Origin of the sequence: Mesorhizobium sp. B2-4-13 (genome assembly GCF_006658535.1) — a bacterium.
Taxonomy (GTDB): domain Bacteria; phylum Pseudomonadota; class Alphaproteobacteria; order Rhizobiales; family Rhizobiaceae; genus Mesorhizobium; species Mesorhizobium australicum.
Map to the genome: position 1 here is coordinate 616,866 of NZ_VFVB01000001.1, position 25,590 is coordinate 642,455.

A 25,590-nucleotide genomic window follows, 5' to 3' on the forward strand; every position below is an offset into this window, starting at 1 on the left:
CCTTCGGAAAGAAGCGACGCCAGGAACAGGCCACGGAAAGAGCATGACCATGAGCAGCCTTGCCTATGACGCCACCGTCGAGGGCGGCGATACCTCGCCACAGGATGTCGCCGCGATGCAGGCGTTGCGGCCGGTTCCGCGCATTTCGATCCAAGCATTCTGCGAGACCGAGGGCGTAGCCAATCCGGTCCAGCGCGCCGGGGAGGACCGTCGCATGACCAAGGCGCATCTCAAGGTCCATATGGGCGGCGTCGCCACCGCAATCGAATTCTACCAGTCGGCACCGACACCGAACCTGATCCTGCTGGAATCGCGCAGCGAACCCAAGCAATTGCTGGAGCAGCTCGCCCAGCTTTCGGAATACTGCGATCCATCCTCGAAAGTGGTGGTGATCGGTCACTACAATGATGTCGGCCTTTATCGCGAACTCATCCGTTCCGGCATCTCCGAATATGTCATCGCGCCGGTGTCGATGGCCGACGTTGTCAGCGTCGTGTCGTCGATCTTCGTCGATCCGGATGCCGAACCGCTCGGCCGCACCGTCGCCTTCGTCGGCGCCAAGGGTGGCGTCGGCTCTTCCACGATCGCCCACAACGTCGCCTGGGCAATGTCCTCGCTGTTCAAATCCGAGGTCGTTGTCGCCGACCTCGATCTCGCCTTCGGCACCGCCAACATCAATTTCGACCAGGATCCGGCCCAGGGCATTGCCGAGGCGGTGTTCTCGCCCGAGCGCATAGACGAAGTCTATCTCGACCGGCTGTTGACCCAATGCGCCGAGCACCTGTCGCTGCTTGCGGCGCCCTCGACGCTGGAACGCGTCTACGACTTCGATCCCGATGCCTTCGCGCAACTTGTCGATACCGCGCAGCGCAGCGTGCCGCTGCTTGTGCTCGATGTTCCTCATGTCTGGACGGGATGGGCCAAGAACACGCTGGTCAAGGCTGACGAGATCGTCATCACGGCGACTCCGGAACTGGCCAATCTGCGCAACACCAAGAACCTGGTCGACATGTTGAAGCGGCTTCGTCCGAACGACCCGCCGCCGAAATTGATCATCAACCAGGCCGGCGTGCCCAAGCGGCCCGAGATCTCGGCATCCGATTTCGCCGAACCGCTCGGCCTGACACCAATGTCGGTCATCGGCTTTGATCCCCTGCTGTTCGGCAATGCCGCAAACAACGGGCGCATGCTGGGCGAGATGGATGCCAAGAATCCGGTTGTGGCCACGATCAACGAGATTGCCCATGTGCTGACGGGCCGCAGCGAAATCCGGGCGAAGAAGAAAGCTGGCCTGGGCAGTCTGCTCGGCAAGCTCTCGCGCAACAAGAAGTGACGCAATGGGGTCGGTAGTCGGTCATGTTCGGTAAAAGAGGCAACGACGACGGCAACCGGTTCACGCCGGAATTCCGCCAGCCGGCATCGGCACCGGCTACGATTGCGCCGGCCGCCGCGGGTCCGGCCGACACCGCGGTGCTTGCCCGGCCCGCGGCCACGCCTCAGCCGAGCGCACCTGTCGCGCCGCCGGCCAGGCGCGCGGTCGAAGCGCCACCCATGGCGCCGGAACCGAGGAGGGGCCGCGAAAAGAGCGAAACCTACTATGACACCAAGAGCCAGGTGTTCTCGGCTCTCATCGATACGATCGACCTGTCGCAGCTCGCCAAGCTCGATCCCGAAAGCGCGCGCGAGGAAATCCGCGACATCGTCAACGACATCATCGCGATCAAGAACTTCGCGATGTCGATCGCCGAGCAGGAAGAACTGCTCGAGGACATCTGCAATGACGTGCTTGGCTATGGGCCGCTCGAGCCGTTGCTGGCGCGCGACGACATCGCCGACATCATGGTCAACGGGTCCAAGAACGTCTACATCGAAGTGAACGGTAAGGTCGAGCAGACCGGCATTCGGTTTCGCGATAACCAGCAGCTTCTCAACATCTGCCAGCGCATCGTCAGCCAGGTCGGCCGCCGCGTCGACGAATCCAGCCCGATCTGCGACGCTCGTCTTCCCGACGGGTCGCGCGTCAACGTCATTGCGCCGCCGCTGGCTATCGATGGCACCGCGCTCACCATCCGCAAATTCAAGAAGGACAAGCTGACGCTCGATCAGCTGGTCAAGTTCGGCGCCATCTCTCCGCAAGGGGCAGAAGTTCTCAAGATCATCGGCCGTGTCCGCTGCAACATCGTCATCTCGGGCGGCACCGGCTCCGGCAAGACGACATTGCTCAACTGCCTGACCAACTACATCGACCGCGACGAGCGCGTCATCACCTGTGAGGACTCGGCCGAACTGCAGCTGCAGCAGCCGCATGTCGTGCGCCTGGAAACGCGTCCACCCAATCTCGAGGGCGAGGGCGAGGTGACGATGCGCGACCTGGTCAAGAATTGCCTGCGCATGCGGCCTGAACGCATCATCGTCGGCGAAGTGCGCGGACCCGAGGTCTTCGACCTTCTTCAGGCGATGAACACGGGCCATGACGGCTCGATGGGCACGATCCACTCCAACAGCCCGCGCGAATGCCTGAACCGTATCGAATCCATGATCGCCATGGGCGGCTATTCGCTGCCGCAGAAAACCGTGCGCGAAATCGTCGTCGGCTCCATCGACGTCATCATCCAGGCGGCACGCCTGCGCGACGGATCGCGCCGCATCACCCATATCACCGAAGTGATCGGGATGGAGGGCGACGTCGTCATCACCCAGGATATCGTCCTCTACAACATCAAGGGCGAGGACGCCAACGGCAGGCTGCTGGGAGAACACGTCTCGACCGGCATCGGCCGCCCGCATTTCTGGGAACGCGCGCGCTACTACGGCGAAGAGCAGCGCCTCGCAATAGCGCTCGAGGCCATGGAGAAACGTGCTGACTGACGCACTCACAGGCGTGAAGGTTCTGGTCGATGTTTGGAATTGACGGCACCGTACTGGCGTTTGTCGTACTCGCCGGCTTCAGCGCCGGCGCGGTCGCCTATGTATTTCTGTTCAACCAGATCAGCAACGAGAAACAGGCCGGCAGGCGGCTGGAAACGATCAAGGCCGCCGAGACGGACCGTTCCGTCGTCAAGGCCACCCGCGACCGGGCGGCCGACGCCGCCAAGCGCCGCAAATCGGTGCAGGATTCACTGAAGGATCTCGACGAAAAGCAGAAATCCAAGGACATCGCCGTCAAGAAGCCGCCGCTGAAAGCGCAGCTTCGCCAGGCCGGGATGAAGGTGTCGATCGAACGTTTCTATATCTATTCGGCCATCTGCGGTCTCGCGCTGACGGTGGTCGCGTTCGTGGCCGGTGCGCCGATGATTGTCTTGCCCGGTGTGCTGCTCGCCGGAGCGCTTGGCCTGCCGCGTTGGTTCGTTTCTTTTCGTCGTAGCCGGCGCGTCAAGTCATTCCTCAACGAATTTCCAAACGCGCTCGACGTCATCGTGCGGGCGGTCAAGTCCGGCCTGCCGCTGAACGATGCCATACGCCTGATCGCCAACGAATCCCCTGAACCGGTCAAGACCGAGTTTCGCCGCATCGTCGATTCGCAGCAGATGGGCCTGTCGATCCCCGACGCCACCTTGCGCATGCCCGAAACCATGCCATGCACCGAGGCGAGCTTCTTCGGCATCGTCATCCAGATCCAGTCGCAAGCCGGTGGCAATCTCTCCGAAGCGCTAGGCAATCTTTCGCGCGTCTTGCGCGACCGCAAGAAGATGAAGGCCAAGGTCGCGGCCCTGTCGATGGAGGCGAAAGCATCCGCCGCCATCATCGGCGCCTTGCCTTTCATCGTTGCCTTTCTCGTCTATCTCTCCAGTCCCAACTACCTGATGCCGCTGTTCACGACCAGCGTCGGCCATCTGATCCTCGGTGTTTCCGGCATCTGGATGTCGATCGGCATCTTCGTGATGCGCAAGATGATGAATTTTGAAGTCTAGGGCCGTGGCATGACCGAACAAGTCATCAAATCACTGACGGATCCCAGCCTCCTGATTGCGATGCTGGTCGCTGTCGCCGTGTTCGCAACCGTTTTTACGCTGCTGCCGGCCCTTGGCGGAAACCAGCTCAAGGCGCGCATGAAGTCGGTCGCGCTGGAGCGTGACGAGCTTCGCGCCAAGCAGCGCGCGCGGCTTGCGAACGAGGCCGATCGCCGCCGCAAGGGCCTGCGCGAGCAGCAGTCGGTCGGTATGCGCAACATTGTCGACCGGCTCGATCTGCGCCGTGCGTTGGCCGACGAGTCCACCTTGCAAAAGCTGAAGGTCGCCGGCTTTCGCGGGCAAAATCCCCTAACGCGATTTCTGTTCTTCCGTCTGGTGCTTCCTTTTGTCGGTTTCGCGCTGGGTCTGTTCTATATTTTCGTGCTCGGAGGGTTGCCCGACAAGCCATTGGTGATCCGGCTTTTCGTCTGCATCCTCGTTGCCTATGGCGGCTTCTATGCGCCGGTCCTCTACGTCAACAACCGCGCGACCAAGCGCAAGCAGTCGATCCAGCTGGCATGGCCGGATGCGCTCGACCTGATGCTGATCTGCGTGGAATCCGGCATGTCGGTGGAAGCCGGCCTGCGCAAGGTCGCCGACGAGATCGGCGCGCAATCGGTGGCCCTGGCGGAAGAATTCATCCTGACCAACGCCGAGCTCTCCTACCTGCAGGAACGTAAGCAGGCTTACGAGAATCTTGCGAGCCGTACCGGCTTGGAATCGGTCAGGTCCGTGTCACAGGCGCTCGTCCAGGCCGAGCGCTACGGCACGCCAGTGGCGCTCGCACTGCGTGTGCTTGCCGCGGAAAGCCGCGACATGCGCATGAACGCGGCCGAGAAGAAGGCCGCCGCGCTGCCGCCCAAGCTCACCGTGCCGATGATCCTGTTCTTCCTGCCGGTGCTGTTCGCCATCATCCTGGGTCCTGCCGGCATCCAGGTCAGCCAGCGCGGCATCTTCGGCCAGTCGCAAAGCAACGGCACCCAGTAGGCGAATCCGCACAATCCAAAGCGAAAGAGCCGCGCGGAAAATGCCACGCGGCTCTTTCGTTTGGCGCGATCGGGCGCCGCGCGCGACGATCAGTTGGTGGCGGTTTTCGCCGTTTTCGCCTTGTCCTGATCCTTGAGCTGGCTCCAGGCGTTCTGCTGGGCCAGCATCTGCCGGAGATAGGCGACGTTGGCCTGTGCCTGTTCGGGGGAAAGTTCTTGCGAGGCGATCTTCTCGGCTTCGTCGAAGCGACCTTGCAGCCCGACAACGAGCGCCAGGTTCTGACGCACCCGGCTGTCGGCATTCGGCTGCTGGGCGGCAGAGCGCATATAGGTCTCGGCGGTGCGCAGATCCCCTTCCAGCACATAGGACATGCCGAGATTGGAAAGGATCGATGGCTCGTTCGGCTTGAGTTCAAGCGCCTTGCGGTAGAGTTGGCGCGCTTCGTTCTTCTGGCCGACCTGATCGAGGATGGCCGCCTCCGCCGACACCAGCCTCCAGTCGGGGTATTCCGGCGTTTGTGCGCGGCGCACGGCGTCGAGCGCTGCCTCGAGCTGGCCATTGGCGGCCAATGCCTTGCCATAGGCGGCGAGAACTTCGCGGTCCTTGGGGTAGGCGATCGCCAGCTTGCGCATCACGGCAAGCGACTGGTCGGCATCGCCGTCCATCTGCAGCGCCGCCGCGAAGTTGGTCGCTATCCGCTTGTCGTTGGGGTTCCTCGCGTAGGATTGGCCAAGTGCGGCCGTGGCGTTGTGCAATTCTCCCGCCGACATCGTTTCCAGCGGCTTGCCGCTGGTGCGTCCGATCGACCCTGTGGTGAGTTTGTCGGTCGCGCAACCGGCAACGCCCGCCGCGAGCGCCAGCATGAATGCCGTGGTAATGAGCCGTTTTCCCCGGATGTCTATTGTGCGGTTGGTCGGCATCGGCACCTGGGCCTCCATTCATGCGTGGCCATTGCGTGGCCATCTTCCCTCCAGCAGAAATATTCTGTTAACCCTAACGGAGGGTTAAGACGCGCCGACTCGCAAACTCGGCAGGAGAAACATCTGATGTCCGTTGAACTGGTCGAGAGCAAGCCGAAGAACCCGCTGCCAATCCATCTGGTCGCCAGGGACGGGCTGGAGGCAGCCGGTCTGTCGCCGTCTATTGTCGCATGGGCCAAGGCAAACGGCTTTTCCGGCGAGGCTGGCAGGACGCTGGTCCTGCCAGGCGAGAACGGAGCGCTTGGCGGCGCCATGTTCGGCCTCGGTGAGGGCGAGGGCGCGCTTGCCGTCGGTGCGCTGGCGAAAACCTTGCCGGAGGGCGATTGGCATTTTGCCTCCAGGCCTGCGGAGCCGGAACTGGCGGCTCTTGCAATCGTGCTCGGCGGTTATGTCTTTGCCCGCTACGGCAGGAAACCGGGCAAGGCGCTGCGCTTCGAGCTGCCGGCCGGCGTCGATGCGCAGCGCGTTCGCCGCGTCGTCGATGGTGTTTTCCTGACGCGCGACCTGGTCAACACACCGACCAACGATATGGGGCCGGACGATCTGGAGAAGGCGGTGCGAACCCTGGCCGGGGCTCACAAGGCCGAAGTCTCGGTCATCAAGGGCGACGATCTGCTCGCACAGAACTTCCCGATGATCCACGCCGTCGGCCGCGCTTCGTCCGATGCCCCGCGTCTGATCGACATGACCTGGGGGCGGCAGGGCGCGCCGAAGGTGACGCTGGTCGGCAAGGGCGTCTGCTTCGACACGGGCGGGCTCGACATCAAGCCGTCATCGGGCATGCTGTTGATGAAGAAGGACATGGGTGGCGCCGCCAATGTGCTGGGCCTGGCCTCGATGATCATGGCCGCCGGGCTCAATGTGCGGCTGCGCGTGCTGATCCCCGCGGTCGAGAATTCGATCGCCAGCAACGCTTTCCGCCCGGGCGACGTGCTGGCGAGCCGCAAGGGCATCACGGTCGAGATCGGCAACACGGACGCCGAGGGTAGGCTGGTGCTGGGGGACGCGCTGGCGCTGGCCGACGACGAGGAGCCGCAGCTTCTCATCGACATGGCGACGCTGACCGGCGCCGCCCGCGTTGCGCTTGGCCCCGACCTGCCGCCCTTCTACACCGATAACGAGGCGCTTGCCTCGGAGCTGGCGGCGGCGTCGCTGGCGGTCGAGGATCCGCTGTGGCGCATGCCGCTATGGCGGCCTTACGACGCGAAACTGTCGTCGAAGATAGCCGACATCAACAATGTCACATCAGATGGTTTCGCCGGTTCGATCACCGCGGCGCTGTTCCTCAAGCGCTTCGTCGAGAAGACGGCAAGCTGGGCGCATTTCGACATCTTCGCCTGGAACCCCGCCGATCGCCCGCATGGCCCGGCCGGCGGTGAGGCGCAGGGCATCCGGGCGCTGGAGCGGATCATCTCGACGCGCTATGGCTGATTGCCGCAAGCAGAGTCGGCGATTTCGAGAACTGAAACGGAACCGAAACAATTTGCCGTCATGCTGGCGCGATGTCGATTGCGATGCGCCCGAGCCAGGCCCTGCGACTGTGGCAGCAAGTGATGCTGTCGCAGGTGCGCGAGGACGCGCCTGATCTCACCATGCGCCAGACGGCGATCCTGTTCACCATCTACCTCGATCCGCCGCCGCACACCGTGCGCGGGCTCGCCGCCCGCCTCAACGTCACCAAGCCGGTTATCACGCGCGCGCTCGACACGATGGGCGCGCTGAAACTGGTGTCGCGCCATCGCGACGAGCTCGACAAGCGCAACGTCCTGATCAAGCGCACCGTCGAAGGCGCGCTCTTTGTCGAGCGTTTCGGAGATGGTATCATCGCCAAGGCCCACGAACTGCCGATCTGACAAGTGCTCTGTCTAACTAACTGGATTGCCGATTTGACCGCCCACGACGCCCGCCTGCACGCTTTCCGCTCCGACCTTGCCGATTCGCGCCTGATAGGCGAGGTCACGGCGGAGCGTTTCGTCGCCGGCCGGCCGGCGCGGATTTCCGCATCCGTTGCCGAAGTGCGCAAGGCGCCACGCCCGGATGCCGGCATCAACACGCAGTTCCTGTTCGGCGACGATGTCCTCGTCTTCGAGCAAACCGAAGGCTGGGCCTGGGTCCAGGGCGAACGCGATGGCTATGTCGGCTATGTCGCCGATGCCATGCTGGGCGGGCGCGACCATGCGTCCACTCATATCGTTTCGGTGCCACGCACGTTTCTTTATCCCGGTCCGGACCTGCGCTTTCCGATTGCCGGGCAATTGTCCATGGGATCGACCGTAACCGTTACGGGTGCCGCTGAAACACGGGGCACGCACTATGCGTTGCTGCCCTCCGGTAAAGCCGTGATCGCTGGCCATTTGCAGCCGATCGGCGAAGTGGCCGGCGACTATGTGTCCGTGGCCGAGACATTTCTCGGCACGCCCTATCTATGGGGCGGTGTTTCCGGCTTCGGCATCGATTGCTCCGGCCTGGTGCAACTGGCCATGCGCATGGCCGGCAAGGATGTGCTGCGCGATTCCGACATGCAGGCCGCCTCGATCGGCGAGCCGCTCGAACCGGGCCCTGATTTTTCGGGGCTGCGACGTGGTGACCTGGTGTTCTGGAAAGGGCATGTCGCCATCATGACCGACGCCGAAACCATGATCCACGCCAACGGTCACACCATGCTTGTGTCGCGAGAGGACCTGAAGGAGGCGATAGCTCGCATCGGCTATCTCTATGGCGGGCCGACAGGGTTCCGGCGCCCGTAAGGCTTTTTCGATCCCCTTTTGTTCCGAATCTGCTTGGCGATTGCCTGTCGCCGCGCTACCTCTGGCGCGTGACAGTTGAGCCCCGCCTCGCCGACCAGAATGCCGCAGTCGTCCTGCCCGAGCCATTCCTGAAATGGTTCGGCGAGAAAGGCTGGTCGCCACGCGCGCATCAGATAGAGCTCCTGGCGAAGGCCCAGGCCGGGCAATCGGTGCTGCTGATCGCGCCGACCGGCGCCGGCAAGACGCTGGCCGGCTTCCTGCCGACGCTGACCGAACTGGCCGTCAGGCCGAAGCGAAAACCAGGCCAGGCGCGGCGCGGCATCCACACGCTGTACATCTCGCCGTTGAAGGCACTGGCCGTCGACATCGAGCGCAATCTCGGCAAGCCGGTCGCGGAGATCGGCCTGCCCGTCACCATCGAAACGCGCACCGGCGACACCCCCGCCCACAAGCGCCAGCGCCAGAAGCTTGCGCCGCCCGACATTCTGCTCACCACGCCGGAGCAACTGGCGCTGTTGATCGCGGCAGGCGACGCGAGACGCTTCTTCGAGGATCTGCGCTATGTCGTGCTCGATGAATTGCATTCGCTGGTGACGTCGAAACGCGGCCATCTTTTGGCGCTCGGCCTCGCGCGGTTGCGCAGCTTTGTCCCTGGCCTGCAGACGATCGGCCTGTCGGCGACGGTGGCCGAGCCGGACGAGTTGCGGCGCTGGCTTGTCAGCCAGAACCCACCGGGTGACATGGCGGAATTGATCACTGTGACGGGTGGTGCCAAGCCCGAGATCTCGATCCTCGATTCCGAGGAGCGCGTGCCGTGGGCAGGGCACTCGGCGCGCTACGCCACGCCGGAAATCTACCGCGAGATCAAGCGCCACAAGACGACCTTGCTGTTCGTCAACACACGCAGCCAGGCGGAGCTGCTGTTCCAGGAGTTGTGGCGCGTCAACGAGGACACCTTGCCGATCGCCTTGCATCATGGTTCGCTCGACGTCGCCCAGCGCCGGCGCGTCGAGAAGGCAATGGGCGAGAACGCGCTGCGCGCCATCGTCGCCACGTCGACGCTCGATCTCGGCATCGACTGGGGCGATGTCGATCTGGTCGTGCATGTCGGTGCTCCGAAGGGCGCCAGCCGGTTGGCACAGCGCATCGGCCGTGCCAACCACCGCATGGATGAGCCGTCCAAGGCGATTTTGATCCCCGCCAACCGTTTCGAGGTGCTGGAGTGCCGGGCCGCACTCGACGCCAATTATCTCGGCGCGCAGGATACGCCGCCACTGGTCAATGGCGGGCTCGACGTGCTGGCCCAGCATGTGCTCGGCTGCGCCTGCGGCGCACCGTTCCGCGCCGATGACCTATACGAGGAGGTACGAACGGCGGCACCCTATGCCGGCCTCGATCGGCCGACCTTCGACCGTGTCATCGATTTCGTAGCCACCGGTGGCTATGCACTGAAGAACTATGAGCGCTATGCCCGCATCCGCCTTAACAAGGACGGGCTGTGGCGCGTCTCCAATCTGCGCGTCGCCCAGCAATACAGGCTCAATGTCGGCACCATCATCGAGGTGCCCGCCCTCAACGTGCGTTACGTCAAGGCCGGCAGCAAAGGCGCGGCGTCGCACGGTGGCCGCGTGCTCGGCAAGATCGAGGAGGCCTTCCTCGAAACGTTGACGCATGGCGATACTTTCATGTTCGCCGGCAAGGTGCTGCGTTTCGAGGGCATCCGCGAGAATGAGTGCTTCGTGTCGAACGCGCCCGGCAGCGACGCCAAGGTGCCATATTATGGCGGCGGCAAGTTCCCGCTCTCGACCTACCTCGCAGAGCAGGTCCGCATCATGCTGGACGATCCGCAGCGCTGGAAGAAGCTGCCGGAGCAGGTGGCCGACTGGCTGCGGTTCCAGTCGGACAAATCCATGCTGCCCAAGCGCGACGATTTGCTGATCGAGACCTTTCCGCGTGGCAATCGCCATTATCTGGTCGCCTATCCCTTTGAGGGCAGGCTGGCGCACCAGACGCTTGGCATGCTGCTCACCCGTCGCCTCGACAGGGCGGGCGTCAGGCCGCTCGGCTTTGTCGCCACTGATTATGCCTTGGCCATATGGTCGCTGGGCGACATGGGCGCGATGTTCAAAGCCAGGAAACCTTCACTGAGCGCGCTGTTCGATCAGGACATGCTGGGCGACGATCTCGAAGCCTGGCTGGCCGACAGCTGGCTTCTCAAGCGCACTTTCCGCAATTGCGCGCTGATCTCGGGCCTGATCGAAAAACGCCACCCCGGCCAGGAGAAGAGCGGCCGGCAGGTCACCGTGTCGACCGACCTGATCTACGACGTGCTGCGCAGCCATGAGCCGGACCACATCCTCCTTCAGGCGACGCGTGCCGATGCAGCGACCGGCCTGCTCGATGTCAGCAGACTTGCGGACATGCTCTCGCGCATCCAGGGTCGAATCATGCATAAGGCGCTCGAACAGATATCGCCGCTTGCCGTGCCGATCATGCTCGAGATCGGCAAGATGCCGGTGAACGGCGAGGCCGATGAAACGCTGCTGATGGATGCGGCGACGCTGGTCGAAGAGGCCATGGGGCCTGGGAATGGCTGAGGAATGAGTTTTTCGCTGGCGCGCGCATCGCTGATCGCCGAGGCCGATCTCGTCGGCATCGCGGGCGAGCGCGCGGTCTGCGATCCGCGCGGTGTGCTGTATTTCCCCGAGCTCAAGCTGCTGACGGTATCGGACCTGCATCTGGAGAAGGGGTCGTCCCTGGCAAGGCGCGGCACGCTCATCCCGCCCTACGATACTGGCGCGACCCTGCTCAGGCTGCAGGCGGTCATATCGGACTACCAGCCGTCGATCGTCATCAGCCTGGGTGACTCCTTCCACGACGGTGGCGGCGCAGCGCGCATGCATTCGAGCTTTCGCGAACGGCTGGAAGCGCAGATGGCAGGCCGTGACTGGTTCTGGGTCGCCGGCAATCACGACCCCGAAGCGCCGGCGGATCTGCCTGGCGAGACCGTGCGGGAACTGGCCATAGGCTCGCTGCTGTTCAGGCATGAGCCATCGAAGGTGAGGGTCGAGGGCGAAATATCTGGTCATCTGCACCCCTGCGCGCGCATTGTGCAACAAGGCCGCTCGGTGCGCAGGCGCTGCTTTGCCGGCGATGGCGGCCGCATGATCATGCCGGCTTTCGGCGCCTATACCGGTTCGCTCAACGTGCTCGACCGCGCCTATGCCGGGCTGTTTCGCCTGGAGTCGCTGATGGCCTACATGCTCGGCACCGAGCGCATCTTCGCCATCTCGCACTCGATGCTGCGGCCAGGCTGAGATCTATCGCCCATAATAGAGCATGACCGTGTGCTTCGCTTCGGCGAAGAACAGCCAGCGTTCGACCAGCATGCCGGCAAACTGGGCGATCGCGGCCAGCGCCGATAGCGCCGCCGCGAGCGGCCACGGCAAGGCGAAGGCGGCAAGCAGCAACAGGATCGGCAAACCGAAGGCCAGCGCCTGCGTGATCCGGCGCAGCTTTGCGCTGTGCTTGCGCGCGATGCGAAAACCCATTTCCTTGAGCAGGTAGTTTTCTTCCGTATGCGGCCACTCCAGCGACTGCACCGTGCCACCGGTCAGCCCCGTCGCGGTGTTGGCATTGGTCGGGATTTCAAGCCGGTCGTTGTGGCGCCAGGTCGCCAGCTTCCAGCCCCAGCCAAGCAAAGTGAGCAGCGCGGAAGCCGCCAGAAGCATTTTCGAGCCGAGAGAAAATGCTTGCAGCACAGCGTTCAGAAGCACGCTGCCGCTCATCGCCGAGTAGATGAGATAGCCGGGCAAGGTGTAGGGGCTGTGCCAGTGGGCGATGGGTTTCAGCGAGGCATAGATCATGCCTGTCATGCAGACCGTGGCTATGGCGCCGACGGCGGCCAGGACGCCGGCGGCCGCCACCCAGCCATCGAGGCGGCTAAGGAAGACCCAGCCTACGCCGAACACGCCTGCGGGAATGAAGGTGGCGACCGAGGCAACGCCTTCGCGCGACAGCCATGAACTGCGCCATTGCGAGAACGCCCGCCAGGCACGTTCGGGCCTGCCGAGATGGCCGGTCGATGACAACAGGCCGGCGGCGATCAGGCCGAGCGCCAGCCCCATGCCGACGAAGCCCGGCCAGAAATCGGGCGCGACGAAGCCGAGCGGGCCGAGCACGCCGAGCAGCGCGAGCAGCCCATAGCCGGCACCCGTGGCGGTGGTGAAGAAGACGACCGAAAAAGCTGGATGCATGGATGGTCAGCTCGAAAGCATGCGGTCGACCCAGCCAAGGAAACCGCCCTCGGCCCGTAGCGGCTCCAGCGCGGGAGCGGTCACCGATGCGGCGCGTTGCGTGTGAGCGCGCGGCGGCAGGTATTTGTTGGTCGGGCGATAGCCGAGTTCAGGCATCAGGTCGACACCGCCGCGCTCCGCCACCAGTTGCGAAACGGGGGATTGGGGATCGCCGAGGTCGCCGAAATGCCGGGCGCTGGTCGGGCAGGCGGCGACGCAGGCCGGCACGCGGTCCCCCTCGGCCAGATTGTCGTTATAGATGCGGTCGACGCAGAGCGTGCATTTCTTCATCACCCCGACATCGCCATCGAATTCGCGCGCGCCGTAAGGGCAGGCCCAGCTGCACAATTTGCAGCCGATGCACTTGTCCTCGTCGATCAGCACGATGCCGTCCGACGCGCGCTTGTAGGAGGCGCCGGTCGGGCAGACGGTGACGCAGGCCGGCGTCTCGCAATGCAGGCAGGAACGCGGGAAGTTGACCGTGCGCCCACCCATCTCGGTGATGTGCTCGTAACTGTGCACGCGGTTGAACCAGACCCCGTCGACATGGCCGCCATAGGGGTCGATGTCGGTCAGCGGCGCCATGTGGCCGCCGGTGTTCCACTCCTTGCAGGCGGTAACGCAGGCCTGGCAGCCGACACAGGTGTCGAGATCGATGACGAGGCCGAGCTTCTTGCCGCCTGGATTTGAAAGACAGGTCATTCGGCCGCCTCTCTTGCCTGCCGAAACCCGGCGCCGAAAGTGAGCTTGTCGGGCGAGGGTTCGAAATGCGGCGGCTGTTGAAAACGCTCGAATTGCGGTTCGGTGAAGCCGGCCTCCTCCGCCGCGCATTTGACGATGCGCACGCGCAGATCGGACCACGCCGCCTGGCCCGTGACCGGATCGGAATTCGAATAACGCTTGCCCTGCGCGTCGGCCAAGGTCTGGTCTCCGATGATGTGGTTGAGCAGGAAGCCGCGATTGCTTTCGGCGGCATTGTCCTTCAGCCCCCAGCTGCCGCGTCGCTTGCCGATCGCGTTCCAGGTCCACACCGTGCTTTGGTTGACCCCTTCGACCAGCTTGATCTGCCCCTTGACCCTGCCGTTGATGCTCTCGATCCACACCCAGTCGTCGTCGCCAAGGCCGAGCCCGGCGGCGGTTTGCTGATGCACGAACAGCCGGTTCTGGCTGGTGATCTGCCGCAACCACGCATTTTGCGAACCCCAGGAATGGTACATGTGCATGGGCCGCTGCGTCAGCGCGTGCAGCGGGTATTCTTCCTGGTCGACGGACGCTTCCTCGAACGGCATGTACCAGAACGGCAGCGGGTCCATGTAGGTCTCGACGCGCTTGCGTTCGCTTTCGGGCGGCACCACCCGGCCATGACCACGCGCGGCCAGCCGAAAACGCTGCATCGGTTCGGAATAGAGCTGGAAGACGATCGGCTCGGCCTTGGGGATGAAGCCCAGTTGCACCGCGAAGTCGAGATAGGAGCGGTTGGCCATCTTGTAGTAGCGCTGGTCCTCGGTGAAATCGTGGTGCCAGAACCCGCCATTGTCGATGTAGCGTTGCAACTGGTTGGGATTGACGTCGCCCTTGCCGATCGAGTTTTCGTCCTTGCCGCGCCAGCCTGCGAGCGGGCCGATGCCGGGCGTGCGTTCATGATTGACGATGTAGTCGGCATAGTCGCGGTACTTCGGCGAGCTTTCGTCATCGACGAAGCCGGGCAGGCCAAGCCGCGCGCCGAGGTCGATCAGCACCGACTGGAAGGGCCTGACGTCGCGGTCGGGCTCGACGACCGGATGGCGAATGGCGTCGCCCGGCCCGTCGGCATGGCTGATCGGCCGGTCGAGCAGGCTGATGCAGTCATGACGCTCTAGATAGGTGGTGTCGGGCAGGACCAGGTCCGCGAACGGCACGGTCTCGGAGTAGTAGGCATCGGAATAGATGATGAAAGCGATCTTGTAGTTGCCCGCTTCGTCATGGTCGGTGAGCATGGCCATGGTCTCGACGGTGTTCATCGAGGAATTCCAGGCCATGTTCGACATGTACATCATCAGCGTGTCGATCGGGTAGGGATCGCCGGCCCAGGCGTTGCGGATGACTGTGTGCATCAGCCCATGCGCCGCAAGCGGCGAATCCCAGGAATAGGCCTTGTCGATGCGCAGCGGCGTACCCGCTTCGTCGACCAGCAGATCGTCGGGTCCACAGACGAAACCGAGCGGCATGCCGTCGAGCGGCGTCATCGGCCTGACATCCTTGCCGCAGGGCTTCGGGCCGGGCGGCGCCGACCTGGGATAGGGCGGCTTGAAGCGGAAGCCGCCCGGCACATCCACCGTGCCCAGCAGAACCTGCAGCAGGTGGATGGCGCGACAGGTGTGAAAGCCGTTGGAATGGGCCGAGATGCCGCGCATGGCATGCATCGAAACCGGCCGTCCCTTTATCGTCTGATGCCGGCGCCCGGCCCAATCGGTCCATGCCACCGGCAGTTCGATCGCCTGCTCGAAGGCGACATGGGCCAGTTCGGCGGCGATCCGGCGGATCGTTCCGGCGGAGATGCCGCAACGCTCCGCGACCGCATCGGGAGAATAGCTGACGTCCATGTAGCGGTCCGCGATCAGCTGGAACACGGGAAGGCACCTGCGCCCGTCGACTGTGAAGCTGCCGGTCAGTGCCGGTTTGGCATTTGAATCGACTGCGTTGACGGAGGTCGTCGCCACTCTGTCCCATGCCAGCGGATTGCCGTCGCTGTCGCGCATGAACAGCCCGTCATCGGCCGCGCCCGGCTCCTGGATAACCAGGACATGCGCGTTGGTGTAGCGGAGCAGATAATCGAGATCGACGCGGCCGGCTTTCAAGAGTTCGTGGATCAGCGCGAACACGAACAGGCCGTCCGTGCCGGGCCGGATGCCGATCCAGTCGTCGGCGATCGCATTGTAGCCGGTCCGGCATGGATTGATCGACACCACCTTGGCGCCGCGCGCCTTGAGCTTGCCCAGTCCGATCTTGATCGGATTGGAATCATGGTCCTCGGCAACGCCGAACAGCATGAAGTATTTCGTGTTGTCCCAATCGGGCTCGCCGAACTCCCAGAACGAGCCGCCGATCGTGTAGAGCCCGCCCGCCGCCATGTTCACCGAACAGAAGCCGCCATGAGCGGCGAAGTTCGGCGTGCCGAACTGGCTCGCCCACCACCCTGTAAGAGATTGTGATTGGTCACGGCCCGTGAAGAAAGCGAGTTTCTTAGGATCGGTCCGGCGGATATTCGACAGCCGCTCGGTGGCGATCGAGAAGGCCTCCTCCCACTCGATCTCGCGGAACTCACCCGAGCCGCGCGGCCCGGTGCGCAGCAATGGCTTCTTCAGCCTGGCCGGGCTGTAGTGCTGCATGATGCCGGAGCTGCCCTTGCCGCAGATCACGCCGCGATTGACCGGATGATCCTTGTTGCCGTTGATGTAGCGGACCTTGCCGTCTTTGATGTGCACGTCGATGCCGCAGCGGCAGGCGCACATGTAGCAGGTCGTCTTGGCGATGCTGTCGGAAACATCAGGCGAGGTGTCGACACCGTCGCCTTCATCGGGCGCCCGCGTGTCGGCAAGCGGGCGTTGCGAGGGGGCTGAATTGGCGCCGCGCGGCGGTCCTTGCATCATGATCCCGTGGTGCTCGCGCGGCCAGCGGATTTGGCTCGCGTCTTCGGCCCGGGGCCGCGCATATAACGTTCTTCGGGATGGTAGCGGTCGCCGGCCAGCCGTCGCCTTATACCGCGGCTCCAATGCGCAAGCAGGGATCTGAACCGCCCGATCATTTTGCTCTTTGCGACCTGCAGGCTAATTTTTTCTAACTTCCGACGAAAAAGTAGAATAAAGCTATCGATCCGTCTAATCAGTTGTTCTTGTAAATTCGATCGATATTGGTTCTTAATACAGGCATGACCCTCGATCAGTTGCGCATTTTCGTCGCCGTCGCAGAGCGCGGCCACATGACCAAGGCGGCGGAGCTTCTGGGCATTTCCCAATCGGCCGCGTCGGCGGCCATTCGCGCTCTGGAAGAGCAGCATGGTGTCCATCTGTTCAACCGCGTCGGCCGCAACATCGAGCTGGCTCAGACCGGCCATCGGTTTCTGCCGGAGGCCAAGGCCGTGCTGGAGCGGGCCGCCGCCGCGCGCAATGTCCTGGAACATGTTTCGCAGACGGTCGCCGGCAGCCTCTCCATCGCCGCCAGCCTGACCATCGCCAGCTACTGGCTGCCGCGCCGGCTGGCCTCTTTCCACGAGGCCTATCCGGCCGTCAGGCTGAGCGTCACCATCGGCAACACAAGGCAGGTCGAGGCCAGCGTGCTGGATGGAACCGCCGATCTCGGCCTGGTCGAAGGGCGCACCGAGTCCGACTTATTGCGCCGCGTCAAGGTCGATACCGACCGGTTGATGCTGGTCGTTGCCAGCTCCCATCCAGAGATCGCCGAAACCGCGCCGGGCCGCCCCGACATCACCGGTCTGCGCTGGATAATCCGCGAGGGCGGCTCCGGCACGCGTGAGGTGCTGGAGGACCTGGCGCGCCGCGAGGGCATTTCGCTTGCCGACCTCAGGATATTCCTGGTGTTGCCCAGCAACGAGGCGGTTCGCCAAGCTGTCGAGGCGGGTGCCGGCGCGACCATCATTTCGGAGCTGGTCGTCGGGCGCGCGGTCGCCGAGGGGAGCCTGAGAGCCGTGCCGATCGAATTGCCGAAGCGCGACTTCGCCATGATCACCCATCGCGACCGTCAGGCAAGCCTGGCCCAGATGGCGCTGAAGGCGCATCTGGCCGCGGAGGCGAACGGGACTACGTAGGGGTAGGTTCAGCCGAACTTCCGCTGCGCATCGAGCGCCAGGCCGAGTCCGACCGATCCGAACATATCGCCTTCTATGACGGAAGCCCGCGGCACCAGCGACAGGATTTCCCGCCTTGCCAGCGGGATCGCCGTCGATCCGCCGGTCAGGAACACCGCGGTGATGTCGGAGGGCTTGACCCCGGCGTCGCGGATGGTCTGCGCCACCGTTTCGGTAACCCGCTCGATGTCCCGAGCGATCGTGGCCTCCAGCCCGTCGCGTGTGATCCCGGCGGCGAACGCCGCGCCCGGCAGCTTCACCGCCACGTCCGCCGATGACATGTCGGTCAGCTCTATCTTGGCTTTCTCGACCAGCGCCGCCAGCGCGTGCCCGTAGCGGTGCTCGACGATATGGATGAAGCGGTCGACCAGGTCGGCGCGCGCGGCCTCGTAGCGGATCTGGCGCAGATGCGTCATCGCCTTGGCGGTGTAGACCAGATTGATGCGCTGCCATGTGGCGAGATCGATGAAGTAGCTGGCCGGCAGATTGCGCTTGCCGTCCTTGGTCGCGGAGAGGTAGCCGAGCTGTGGCATGACATGGGCGATGCTCAGCAGCCGGTCGAAATCAGTGCCGCCGATATGGATGCCGCGGCTGGCCAGGATGTCGTCCTTGCGATCGGTCGATCGCGCGCGCTCCGGCGAGACCCGCACGATGGAGAAGTCGGACGTGCCGCCGCCCATGTCGATGATCAGCGCCAGTTCCTCGCGTGTCACCTTCTGCTCGTAATCGAGCGCCGCCGCGATCGGCTCGAACTGGAAAGCGATATGCTTGAAGCCTTGGGCACGGGCAGCCTTCTCGAGTTCGCGTTGCGCCTCCGCGTCGGCTTGCGCGTCGTCATCGACGAACTGCACCGGGCGGCCGAGCACCACGCTCTCCACCACGCCGCCGGCGTCCTCTTCCAGCCGCGTCCTCAGATGACCGATGAACAGGCCGATAATGTCGATGAAGCCGATCTGTCGTGCCTTGATCCGCGTCTTCTCGTGGGCGAGCGAACTGCCGAGCACGCTCTTCAACGAGCGCATCAGGCGGCCTTCGATGCTGTCGGTATAGTCGCCGATCGCGCGGCGGCCGAAATAAGTATGGCCGTCCTCGAAATTGAAGAACACGGCACTTGGCAAAGTGGGCTGCCCGCCCTCCAGCGGGACCAGCCGCGCCTTGCCGTTCCGGATGACGCCTACCGTGGAATTGGACGTGCCGAAGTCAATGCCGCCGAATGCCTGATGCATCGCAGCCTCCTGTCATTGTTTCATGGCGGCAAAACAGCGGCGACGCGTCGCCGCTGTCATCGGGATGCCGGACCGCTCCTGGCGAATGGTATGTGCGTGTTTGCCCCTGGGCTGGGAGGCGGCGGTTTATCGCATGACGGCGAAAAGGGGAACCCCTCTTTTCCCGCGGCATCAATCCTTGCGGAACACCAGCCGGCCGAGCCAGCCAGTCACCATGGCCAACGATACGGCGAACACGCCGTAGAGGAACGAATAGTCGTGGGCGACGCGGAAGATCGATTGTTCGAAGCCCGATTTGCGGATTTCGAGCTGCGCCGAACTCTCCTTGACGAATAGGCCGCTCTTGAACAGGAATGCGCGCGCCTTGTGCGTGCCGACCGAGACATCAGGCGCCAGCCTGACGGTAGCGCGAAACAGGTTCTGCGACAGGAATTGCACGCCCCCGACATTCTCGCTGTAGAGGCCGGCGGCGGCCTTGCGTTCGCGCAGTGCGGCCGTGAATTCCTCGATCGTCGCCGGGCTGTCACCGGCTTCGGCGGGCTGCATGTAGAGGTTGGAGGCGCCGAGCGACAGCTGCTTGTAGCTGTTGGGTTCGGTGATGTCCTGCAGCGGCCGCGTCGTCGCGACCGAATAGGACACCGGCACGTTCTCGAAGGTCTCGGAATCCAAATTGACCCAGACGCCCAGCACCCGGTCCTTGCGGCGCACGACCACCGGTTTCGGCGGCCCTTCGAGCACGACGATGACGTCGTAACGGCCCTGGCGTGCGACCAGCGGGTCGGGATTTTCCAGCGAACCGAAGATGGTCAGGTCGGCGCCGGAAAAACCGGCGGTGATCGACACCGCGTCGGTGGAAAGGCCGATCTGGATGCCTTCCGTCAGCGGCGTCTGCGCCTTCGCCGGCGCGGCGGCGATCAGGGACAGGAGAGCGACGGCTGCGAGCGCTTTCAGGCCATTCATCAGTTGAGGCCCAGGCCGGACAGCGAATAAAGATTGGGCGGCGTGACGAACAGATCGGTGGCAAGCCGGATCGCCACCGCCAGCACCAGCAGCGCCAGCAGCGCCCTCAATTGCTCGCCGCGCAGCCGCTGGCCGGCCTTGGCGCCATATTGCGCCCCGGCCACGCCGCCGGCCATCAACAGGAAGGCCAGCATCACATCGACGGTCTGGTTTGTGGTGGCGTGGACCAGCGTCGTGTAGGCGGAGGTGAAGATGATCTGGAACAGCGAGGTGCCGATGACGACATTGGTCGGCACTTTCAAGAGATAGATCAGCGCCGGCACCATGATGAAGCCGCCGCCGACACCCATGATCGACGACAGGAAGCCGATGCCGGCGCCAAGCCCGAGCACCGGAATGACGCTGACGAACAGCTTCGACGCGCGGAAGCGCATCTTCAGCGGCAGGCGGTGGATCCAGTTGTGCTGGCCGGATTTCTTCAGCACCGGCGCCGCGCCGCTGCGCGTGGCGCGCAGTGCGTTGATGCTCTCGACCAGCATCAGCCCGCCGACGGTGCCGAGCAGCACGACGTAGAGCAGCGAGATGAACAGGTCGAGCTGGCCGAGCCTGCGCAGGAAGCCGAACACATAGATGCCGCCGGTTGAGCCGACGACGCCGCCGGCCAGAAGCACGCTGCCGAGCTTGAAGTCGAGCGTCCCTCGCTTCATGTGCGACAACACGCCGGAGACGGAAGAAGCGATGACCTGGTTGGCGCCGGTGGCGACCGCGATCGCCGGCGGGATGTTGTAGAAGATCAAGAGCGGCGTGATCAGGAAGCCGCCGCCGACCCCGAACATGCCCGACAGGAAGCCCACCGCGGCGCCCATGGCCAGCAGCACGAAGACGTTGACGGAAATTTCCGCGATCGGGAGATAGATGCCCACCCGTCTGTCTCGATCAGTTTGCCTGTCGGCGAATAAAGCCGCTGCGGGCACTATCGCATCGAAAAGCCAATTTTCTCTTGCGCCGACGCGGCAGCGGGACCAAACCCCGTCACCGCGCCGAAACAAAAAACAACTCAATCAGTTAACAGGCAAATGTAAGGCAAGGGCGTCGTGGAAACGACGCTTCTGCCGTTATTTGCGCGCCAGCAATGCCTTGACCAGCTTCTCGTCGACCGCGCCCGTCGCTGGCAGCTTGTTGTCGGTCTGGAAAGCGATGATCGCGTTCTTGGTCTTCCCGCCCATCACGCCGTCGGCGCCGCCGGCGTCATAGCCGTTCTTGTTGAGGATGAGCTGGATGTTCTTGACCGCCTTCTTCATGTCGATGCCGGCCGTCGTCTGCGGCGTGCCTTCCTGCCAGGATTCGGGAATGTCCACCGAATTGGCCGCCGCGTTGAGCGGCTTGGCCTTCCACAATTCGGTCGCCGCGCGCGCGCGCGCGAGCTGCTCGGGTCGCAGCGCGTTGGCGATCTCGTCGCGCTTGGCCGCGGCATCCTTGTCGCCGGTCTTGGCGACGAGCGCGAACCATTTGTAGGATTCCTCCAGGTTCTGCTTCATGCCGACGCCCTTGGCGGCGAGGATGCCAAGATTGAATTGGCTGTCCTTGACGCCGAGGTCGGCGGCCGCCTGGAACCAGTGCGCGGCCGATTCATTGTCGGTTGCGCCGTCGGCGGCCATGGCGAACAGCACCGCCAGATTGTGCATGGCGCTGGCGTTGCCCTGCGCGGCGGCGAGCTGGTACCAGGTCTTCGACTTCTTGATGTCGCGCGCGACGCCGATGCCCTTCTCGTAGAAATTGCCGATGCGGTATTCAGCCGGCGCGAAGCCGAGTTCCGCCGATTTCTCGTACCATTTGGCGGCAGCCGGCATGTCTTCCTTGACGCCGCGCGACTCGGCGTAGCGCGAGCCGACCTCGAACAGCGCCTTGGCGTCGCCACCGGCGGCGGCGTCACGCAAGGCGACCGGGCCGGCATCGGCCGGAATGTCGAACTTGATCGCGGCTGTCGCCGCCGGCTTGTCCATGGGCGCAACGGCGCCAGTCGTGTCGTTGGTCGTCGCCTCGGTCGCCACTGGCGCGGCAGGGGCCGCTTGGAGATCGGCATCCGTCGCCTGCGTAGCGCCGGCGGCTGGTGCCGGATCCGTCATGGCTGGGGCAGCGGTCATCGGAGCAACCGGCGCGGCCGAAGCCATCGCGTCGGGGGCGCTCGGGCCGGAAGCCATGGCCGACGTGACCGGCGAAGCGGGCTCGGCCGTGGGCGCTGTGTCCGGCATCGCGTCCGTATCAGACGGCATGGCCACGACGGTCCGCGCCGCCATATCGTCCTTGCTGGCCGGCGCGGATTGTTCGGCCTGCCTGGCCGGACGGGCCGGCGCGCTGTTCATCGCCGTCGGCTGAACTTCGGTCTTCGGCTGGCTGGCGGTATCCAGAGATGCCGTCTGAACCGGCTGCGGGGCGACGATCGGGGATGCGTCGTTGCTTGCCACCTGGGCGGGATCCGAAAGGAACGCCTTGCCGAGCTGCAGGCCGGCAAGCGCCAGCATGATCGCTGCCGCCGCCATCAGGATCGGCTTGCGCCGCGCCTTGAGCAGGTCGCCTATCCTGAGCGCCTTGACCGGGCCTTTCATCGTCGACTGGCGCTTCAGGGCGTCGGCCTCGGCCGCGGCCGCCTGCGCCGCGCGCCGGGCGGCGGCGATGAAATCCGATTTCGCCGCGTCGCTGTCGCCGAGCTTGGCCGGTTGTCCGCGCTCGTCGCGCACGCGCTTCATGATGGCATTGAGGTCAGGCGCGCCGGAGCCCGGCTCCAGCGGGCGGTTGGCGACCTTCGGGTCGAGCGGCTCGTCGAGATCGACACTCGGGATGTCGGCGCTCGGCGCCGAGCCGGCCAGCGGCGGAACATCCGCCGCCTTCTTGCCCTTGAAGGCCCGCGCCAGTCCGCCGAACATCGATTTGCGGCCTGCCGGCTGGTCCTTTCCGGCGGTGGTGTCGGAACCGAGTGCGGCTATCGCGGCGGCGGCGGCGGCTTCCGCCGGCGAGCGCGTGCCCGGCCGGGGAGACAAGCCCGTTCCAACGTGCAGTGCGGGCTCGCCGGGCTCGGTGCGCACTATGGCCGCGGCACGCGCGTCCAGATCGGCCATGTCGCCAGTCAGCGGCAGCTCGTCCATGGTCATGGATGGTGCGTTCACGGCCATCTTGGGCCGCTGCAAGCCACGCCAGCCACTGGGTTCGATCGAGGCCGCGTCCAGCAGCTCGCTTACCGCCTCGGACGGGTCGCTGGTTTCCAGCGAGCCCAGCCTGTCGACGATCTTGAGCAGTGTGTCGTGAATGGCCTCGAAGGTCCGCGAATTGCGCTCGTCGGAACGCCGCGTCAGCGTCTCCAGGGTCTTCAGATCCTGGGCGAGGCCGGATACCGCGGCCGTATTGGTGCTCGTTCCGGCCAGCGAGCGCACCGCGTTCTCGGCCGCCTCACGTGCCGCGCCGAGGATGGAATCGCGGGTCCCGGCCAGCGCTTTTTCGATTTCGTCGAGGCGTGGGCTGATGTCCTCGAAGTCCGGCAGCGGCGTGCTGGGCTTGGAAAGATGCGCCGACAGGCCGGCGACCTGCGCCTCCAGGCTGCGGATCAGCGCCGGATCGATGCCGGCCACCTGGGCCGCCGAAGCGTCCAGCCGGCTTGAAATATCTTCGAGCCGGCTTTCCAGGCCCCGGATCGCCGCCTCGCCGGCGGGATCGGGAGCGCGTGTCTCCATGCGCTTGGCCAGTGCGGTGAAGCGAGCGTCGATGGCGTCCATGATGCCGGCACTGTCGACCTGCGGCATGCTGCGCTGGTCCAGCCGGTCGGCAACCTCGTCCAGCCGGCGCTCGAGATCGCGAAACAGCATGTTGCCCTGCTCGATGGCGTCGCCCTGGCGCCGCTCCATCATGCCCGACAGCACGTCGAAGCGCTGCTCCAGCCCGTGGAAGATGTAGTCGGCGTCGGGCATGGCCGGCGCCTGATCGATCTTGTCGGCGATCAGCGCGATCTGCTTGGCGAGCCGTTCCATCGCCTGCTCGGGCAGGTTGGCGCGGCCGGCGAGGTCGTCGACCCGGCTCGACAGCGTGTTCAGCCGGTCGATCACGACATTTGCGGGACGGTCCTGCGCCACTTCCTCGATCTGCTGGGCGAGCGAGTCGATCCGCTTCTCGATGCGCTCGAAGGCTTCGTGGTCGACTGAATTCGCCTGTGCGGCGACTGTCGAGGCGACGATGGCGCGGGAAATCTCGTCCAGCCGCTCGTCGATCATGGCCAGCGTGCCGCCGCCGCGATTGTCCTGCTGGCTGGCGAAATGGTCGACCGCCCCGGCCAGCGTGCGGACCTTCTCCTCCAGCGAACGCAGGGACAGCGATTCCGGCAGGTTGTTGACGGCGTTGCTGATTTGCTCCAGCCGGTCGGTCAAGGCGGCAAGGGCGGGGTCGTCGGAGCGTTTGCGCTGGTCGGCGTCGACGCGGTCCTCGAAGGCCGTCCAGCGGCGGTCGAACTCGTCCCAGCGGCGGTCGACCTTCTGCACGCTCTCCTCGCGCGCCAGCGTGTCGAGCGCGGCTTTGACCTGTTCGAGTTCCAGTCGCAGCAGGTTGACGCTCCTGTCGTCGCTCTTCTCCGACAGCGATTTAATGGCGCCGGAGAGCCGCTCGAATTCCACGCCGAGTTCAGCGCTGCCCTTGCCCGAGGTCCCGGACTTGGCGTTCGACTGGAAGGCGCGGTCGATGTCCTTGCGCAGCGCGTCGAATTCGCGCTGCAGCCCTGAAGTCACCTGGTGGCGCAGTTCCTCGCGCATGCCGCGCAGTTCGCCGGCGATCTTGCCGACCATGGCGACGCTGTCTTCCTGGCCGCGCACGCGGTCGATGTCTCGCGCGATCGCCTGATAATTCTGGTCGAAGGGTGCAGGGGAGGGCGCCGGGTTGTGCGCACGCGGTGCCGGCTGCGGATCCTCATACCAGCGCTGCTGGGCCGTCGGCTGCGCAGCGGGATAGCGCGGGTCGGAGGCGGGGTAACGCGGTTCGGCGCCATATTGGCGAGGAGCGGGTCGTGCCGTCGCGTCCTCGCGCGTCTGCCCCAGGCGCTGTTCCAGCGTCTCCAGGGAGCGGTTCAGCTGCTCGAGCGTGGTCTGCGGCTTGCGCTGCCTGCCAGCATTGAGTGTATCGAGGTAGGACCGCTTGCTGTTCATCGGTGCGTCCGTCTTTCAGATTGGCCGGCTTGCGGCCAGCTCCCCAAGTCCCTGCCGGAACGAGGCGACCGCGCTTCGATGCCACGGTGGAAGACAAGCTTCCCGGGTTTCCCCGCGCTCCGAAAAACCGTGAAAATTCGATACAGGATAACCACGGGTAGCCGACACGCGCACATTTCGCCCAACGTGGTAAACAACGCGTTAACCAAGCTTAAGAAGTTGCAAGGAAGTTGGCTGACGTGACTTCCGGTGCGGCATAAAGCACCGTTCTCAGAACGCCCTTGCGTCATGAGACGGCTACCGGTATAGAATTGACGTAAACGTAAATGGCGTATCAACTGCGCTGTTTGCGATTTGTTTGTCGAAACCACGGCCGGAAGCACGCCCCCGCTTCCAGTCAGGCGACGCATGGTCCGGGACCG

18 protein-coding genes are annotated in these 25,590 nt (G+C 64.5%); 10 read left to right on the forward strand and 8 right to left on the reverse strand.

The window, feature by feature from the left end:
- Positions 1 to 43 precede the first annotated feature (43 nt).
- The 4 genes from FJ936_RS03025 to FJ936_RS03040 are packed head-to-tail and all read left to right on the forward strand — an operon-like array spanning position 44 to position 4,937.
- Positions 44 to 1,333 carry a CpaE family protein gene (locus FJ936_RS03025; RefSeq protein ID WP_140787154.1) on the forward strand — a complete coding sequence of 430 codons (1,290 nt, stop codon included), beginning with the start codon at positions 44 to 46 and terminating at the stop codon, positions 1,331 to 1,333.
- Positions 1,334 to 1,356: 23 nt separating this feature from the next.
- A complete protein-coding gene (locus tag FJ936_RS03030) occupies positions 1,357 to 2,868 on the forward strand; it encodes a CpaF family protein (RefSeq protein ID WP_015319329.1) in 1,512 nt (503 codons plus the stop codon).
- 29 nt (positions 2,869 to 2,897) lie between these two features.
- A complete protein-coding gene (locus tag FJ936_RS03035) occupies positions 2,898 to 3,911 on the forward strand; it encodes a type II secretion system F family protein (RefSeq protein ID WP_015319328.1) in 1,014 nt (337 codons plus the stop codon).
- Positions 3,912 to 3,920: 9 nt separating this feature from the next.
- On the forward strand, positions 3,921 to 4,937 hold the full coding sequence (locus FJ936_RS03040; protein ID WP_015319327.1) for a type II secretion system F family protein: 1,017 nt from the start codon (positions 3,921 to 3,923) through the stop codon (positions 4,935 to 4,937).
- 89 nt (positions 4,938 to 5,026) lie between these two features.
- Here the strand turns inward: FJ936_RS03040 and FJ936_RS03045 are convergent, their stop codons facing one another.
- Positions 5,027 to 5,857: a tetratricopeptide repeat protein gene (locus tag FJ936_RS03045; RefSeq protein WP_140615415.1), complete on the reverse strand. Its 831-nt coding sequence runs from the start codon at positions 5,855 to 5,857 to the stop codon at positions 5,027 to 5,029.
- Between the two features lie 126 nt (positions 5,858 to 5,983).
- On the opposite strand from FJ936_RS03045, the gene FJ936_RS03050 reads away from it, so the two are divergent.
- The 5 genes from FJ936_RS03050 to pdeM all read left to right on the forward strand — a co-directional run bounded on the left by FJ936_RS03050 (position 5,984) and on the right by pdeM (position 11,981).
- A complete protein-coding gene (locus tag FJ936_RS03050; protein WP_140787156.1) occupies positions 5,984 to 7,348 on the forward strand; it encodes a leucyl aminopeptidase family protein in 1,365 nt (454 codons plus the stop codon).
- Between the two features lie 71 nt (positions 7,349 to 7,419).
- Positions 7,420 to 7,770: a MarR family winged helix-turn-helix transcriptional regulator gene (locus tag FJ936_RS03055; RefSeq protein ID WP_015319324.1), complete on the forward strand. Its 351-nt coding sequence runs from the start codon at positions 7,420 to 7,422 to the stop codon at positions 7,768 to 7,770.
- Positions 7,771 to 7,803: 33 nt separating this feature from the next.
- A complete protein-coding gene (locus FJ936_RS03060; protein WP_140787158.1) occupies positions 7,804 to 8,664 on the forward strand; it encodes an NlpC/P60 family protein in 861 nt (286 codons plus the stop codon).
- A gap of 68 nt (positions 8,665 to 8,732) precedes the next feature.
- Entirely contained in the window at positions 8,733 to 11,261 is a 2,529-nt protein-coding gene (locus tag FJ936_RS03065) for a ligase-associated DNA damage response DEXH box helicase (RefSeq protein WP_140787160.1), read from the forward strand.
- Between the two features lie 3 nt (positions 11,262 to 11,264).
- Positions 11,265 to 11,981: a ligase-associated DNA damage response endonuclease PdeM gene (gene pdeM / locus FJ936_RS03070; protein ID WP_015319321.1), complete on the forward strand. Its 717-nt coding sequence runs from the start codon at positions 11,265 to 11,267 to the stop codon at positions 11,979 to 11,981.
- Positions 11,982 to 11,984: 3 nt separating this feature from the next.
- Here the strand turns inward: pdeM and FJ936_RS03075 are convergent, their stop codons facing one another.
- Genes FJ936_RS03075 through FJ936_RS03085 form a run of 3 tightly spaced genes read right to left on the reverse strand, consistent with a single transcriptional unit; the run spans position 11,985 to position 16,588 of the window.
- Positions 11,985 to 12,920, reverse strand: coding sequence for a DmsC/YnfH family molybdoenzyme membrane anchor subunit (locus FJ936_RS03075; protein WP_015319320.1), 936 nt, complete (start codon positions 12,918 to 12,920; stop codon positions 11,985 to 11,987).
- 6 nt (positions 12,921 to 12,926) lie between these two features.
- Entirely contained in the window at positions 12,927 to 13,661 is a 735-nt protein-coding gene (locus tag FJ936_RS03080; protein WP_015319319.1) for a 4Fe-4S dicluster domain-containing protein, read from the reverse strand.
- Positions 13,658 to 16,588, reverse strand: a complete 2,931-nt coding sequence (locus FJ936_RS03085) for a molybdopterin oxidoreductase family protein (RefSeq protein WP_181171002.1) — start codon at positions 16,586 to 16,588, stop codon at positions 13,658 to 13,660. The genes FJ936_RS03080 and FJ936_RS03085 overlap by 4 nt, the downstream gene beginning before the upstream one ends.
- 278 nt (positions 16,589 to 16,866) lie before the next feature.
- Between FJ936_RS03085 and FJ936_RS03090 the strand changes: the two genes are divergently transcribed.
- Positions 16,867 to 17,763: a LysR family transcriptional regulator gene (locus FJ936_RS03090; protein WP_015319316.1), complete on the forward strand. Its 897-nt coding sequence runs from the start codon at positions 16,867 to 16,869 to the stop codon at positions 17,761 to 17,763.
- Positions 17,764 to 17,771: 8 nt separating this feature from the next.
- Here the strand turns inward: FJ936_RS03090 and FJ936_RS03095 are convergent, their stop codons facing one another.
- From FJ936_RS03095 to FJ936_RS03110, 4 genes are all read right to left on the reverse strand, one after another.
- On the reverse strand, positions 17,772 to 19,028 hold the full coding sequence (locus FJ936_RS03095) for an Hsp70 family protein (RefSeq protein WP_140787162.1): 1,257 nt from the start codon (positions 19,026 to 19,028) through the stop codon (positions 17,772 to 17,774).
- Positions 19,029 to 19,199: 171 nt separating this feature from the next.
- The gene (locus FJ936_RS03100) at positions 19,200 to 19,988 is read right to left on the reverse strand and encodes a TIGR02186 family protein (RefSeq protein ID WP_140614750.1); all 789 of its coding nucleotides are present in this window, start codon (positions 19,986 to 19,988) and stop codon (positions 19,200 to 19,202) included.
- Positions 19,988 to 20,911, reverse strand: coding sequence for a sulfite exporter TauE/SafE family protein (locus tag FJ936_RS03105; protein ID WP_015319313.1), 924 nt, complete (start codon positions 20,909 to 20,911; stop codon positions 19,988 to 19,990). Before FJ936_RS03105 ends, FJ936_RS03100 begins: the two co-directional genes overlap by 1 nt.
- Before the next feature lie 192 nt (positions 20,912 to 21,103).
- A complete protein-coding gene (locus tag FJ936_RS03110) occupies positions 21,104 to 25,168 on the reverse strand; it encodes a peptidoglycan-binding protein (RefSeq protein ID WP_140787164.1) in 4,065 nt (1,354 codons plus the stop codon).
- Positions 25,169 to 25,590 lie beyond the last annotated feature (422 nt).

Coding starts and splice junctions, on each gene's coding strand:
- FJ936_RS03025 (WP_140787154.1), top strand. CDS start 44: ATGACCATGAGCAGCCTTGCCTATGACGCCACCGTCGAGGGCGGCGAT.
- FJ936_RS03030 (WP_015319329.1), top strand. CDS start 1,357: ATGTTCGGTAAAAGAGGCAACGACGACGGCAACCGGTTCACGCCGGAA.
- FJ936_RS03035 (WP_015319328.1), top strand. CDS start 2,898: ATGTTTGGAATTGACGGCACCGTACTGGCGTTTGTCGTACTCGCCGGC.
- FJ936_RS03040 (WP_015319327.1), top strand. CDS start 3,921: ATGACCGAACAAGTCATCAAATCACTGACGGATCCCAGCCTCCTGATT.
- FJ936_RS03045 (WP_140615415.1), bottom strand. CDS start 5,857: ATGCCGACCAACCGCACAATAGACATCCGGGGAAAACGGCTCATTACC.
- FJ936_RS03050 (WP_140787156.1), top strand. CDS start 5,984: ATGTCCGTTGAACTGGTCGAGAGCAAGCCGAAGAACCCGCTGCCAATC.
- FJ936_RS03055 (WP_015319324.1), top strand. CDS start 7,420: ATGTCGATTGCGATGCGCCCGAGCCAGGCCCTGCGACTGTGGCAGCAA.
- pdeM (WP_015319321.1), top strand. CDS start 11,265: ATGAGTTTTTCGCTGGCGCGCGCATCGCTGATCGCCGAGGCCGATCTC.
- FJ936_RS03075 (WP_015319320.1), bottom strand. CDS start 12,920: ATGCATCCAGCTTTTTCGGTCGTCTTCTTCACCACCGCCACGGGTGCC.
- FJ936_RS03080 (WP_015319319.1), bottom strand. CDS start 13,661: ATGACCTGTCTTTCAAATCCAGGCGGCAAGAAGCTCGGCCTCGTCATC.
- FJ936_RS03085 (WP_181171002.1), bottom strand. CDS start 16,588: ATGATGCAAGGACCGCCGCGCGGCGCCAATTCAGCCCCCTCGCAACGC.
- FJ936_RS03090 (WP_015319316.1), top strand. CDS start 16,867: ATGACCCTCGATCAGTTGCGCATTTTCGTCGCCGTCGCAGAGCGCGGC.
- FJ936_RS03095 (WP_140787162.1), bottom strand. CDS start 19,028: ATGCATCAGGCATTCGGCGGCATTGACTTCGGCACGTCCAATTCCACG.
- FJ936_RS03100 (WP_140614750.1), bottom strand. CDS start 19,988: ATGAATGGCCTGAAAGCGCTCGCAGCCGTCGCTCTCCTGTCCCTGATC.
- FJ936_RS03110 (WP_140787164.1), bottom strand. CDS start 25,168: ATGAACAGCAAGCGGTCCTACCTCGATACACTCAATGCTGGCAGGCAG.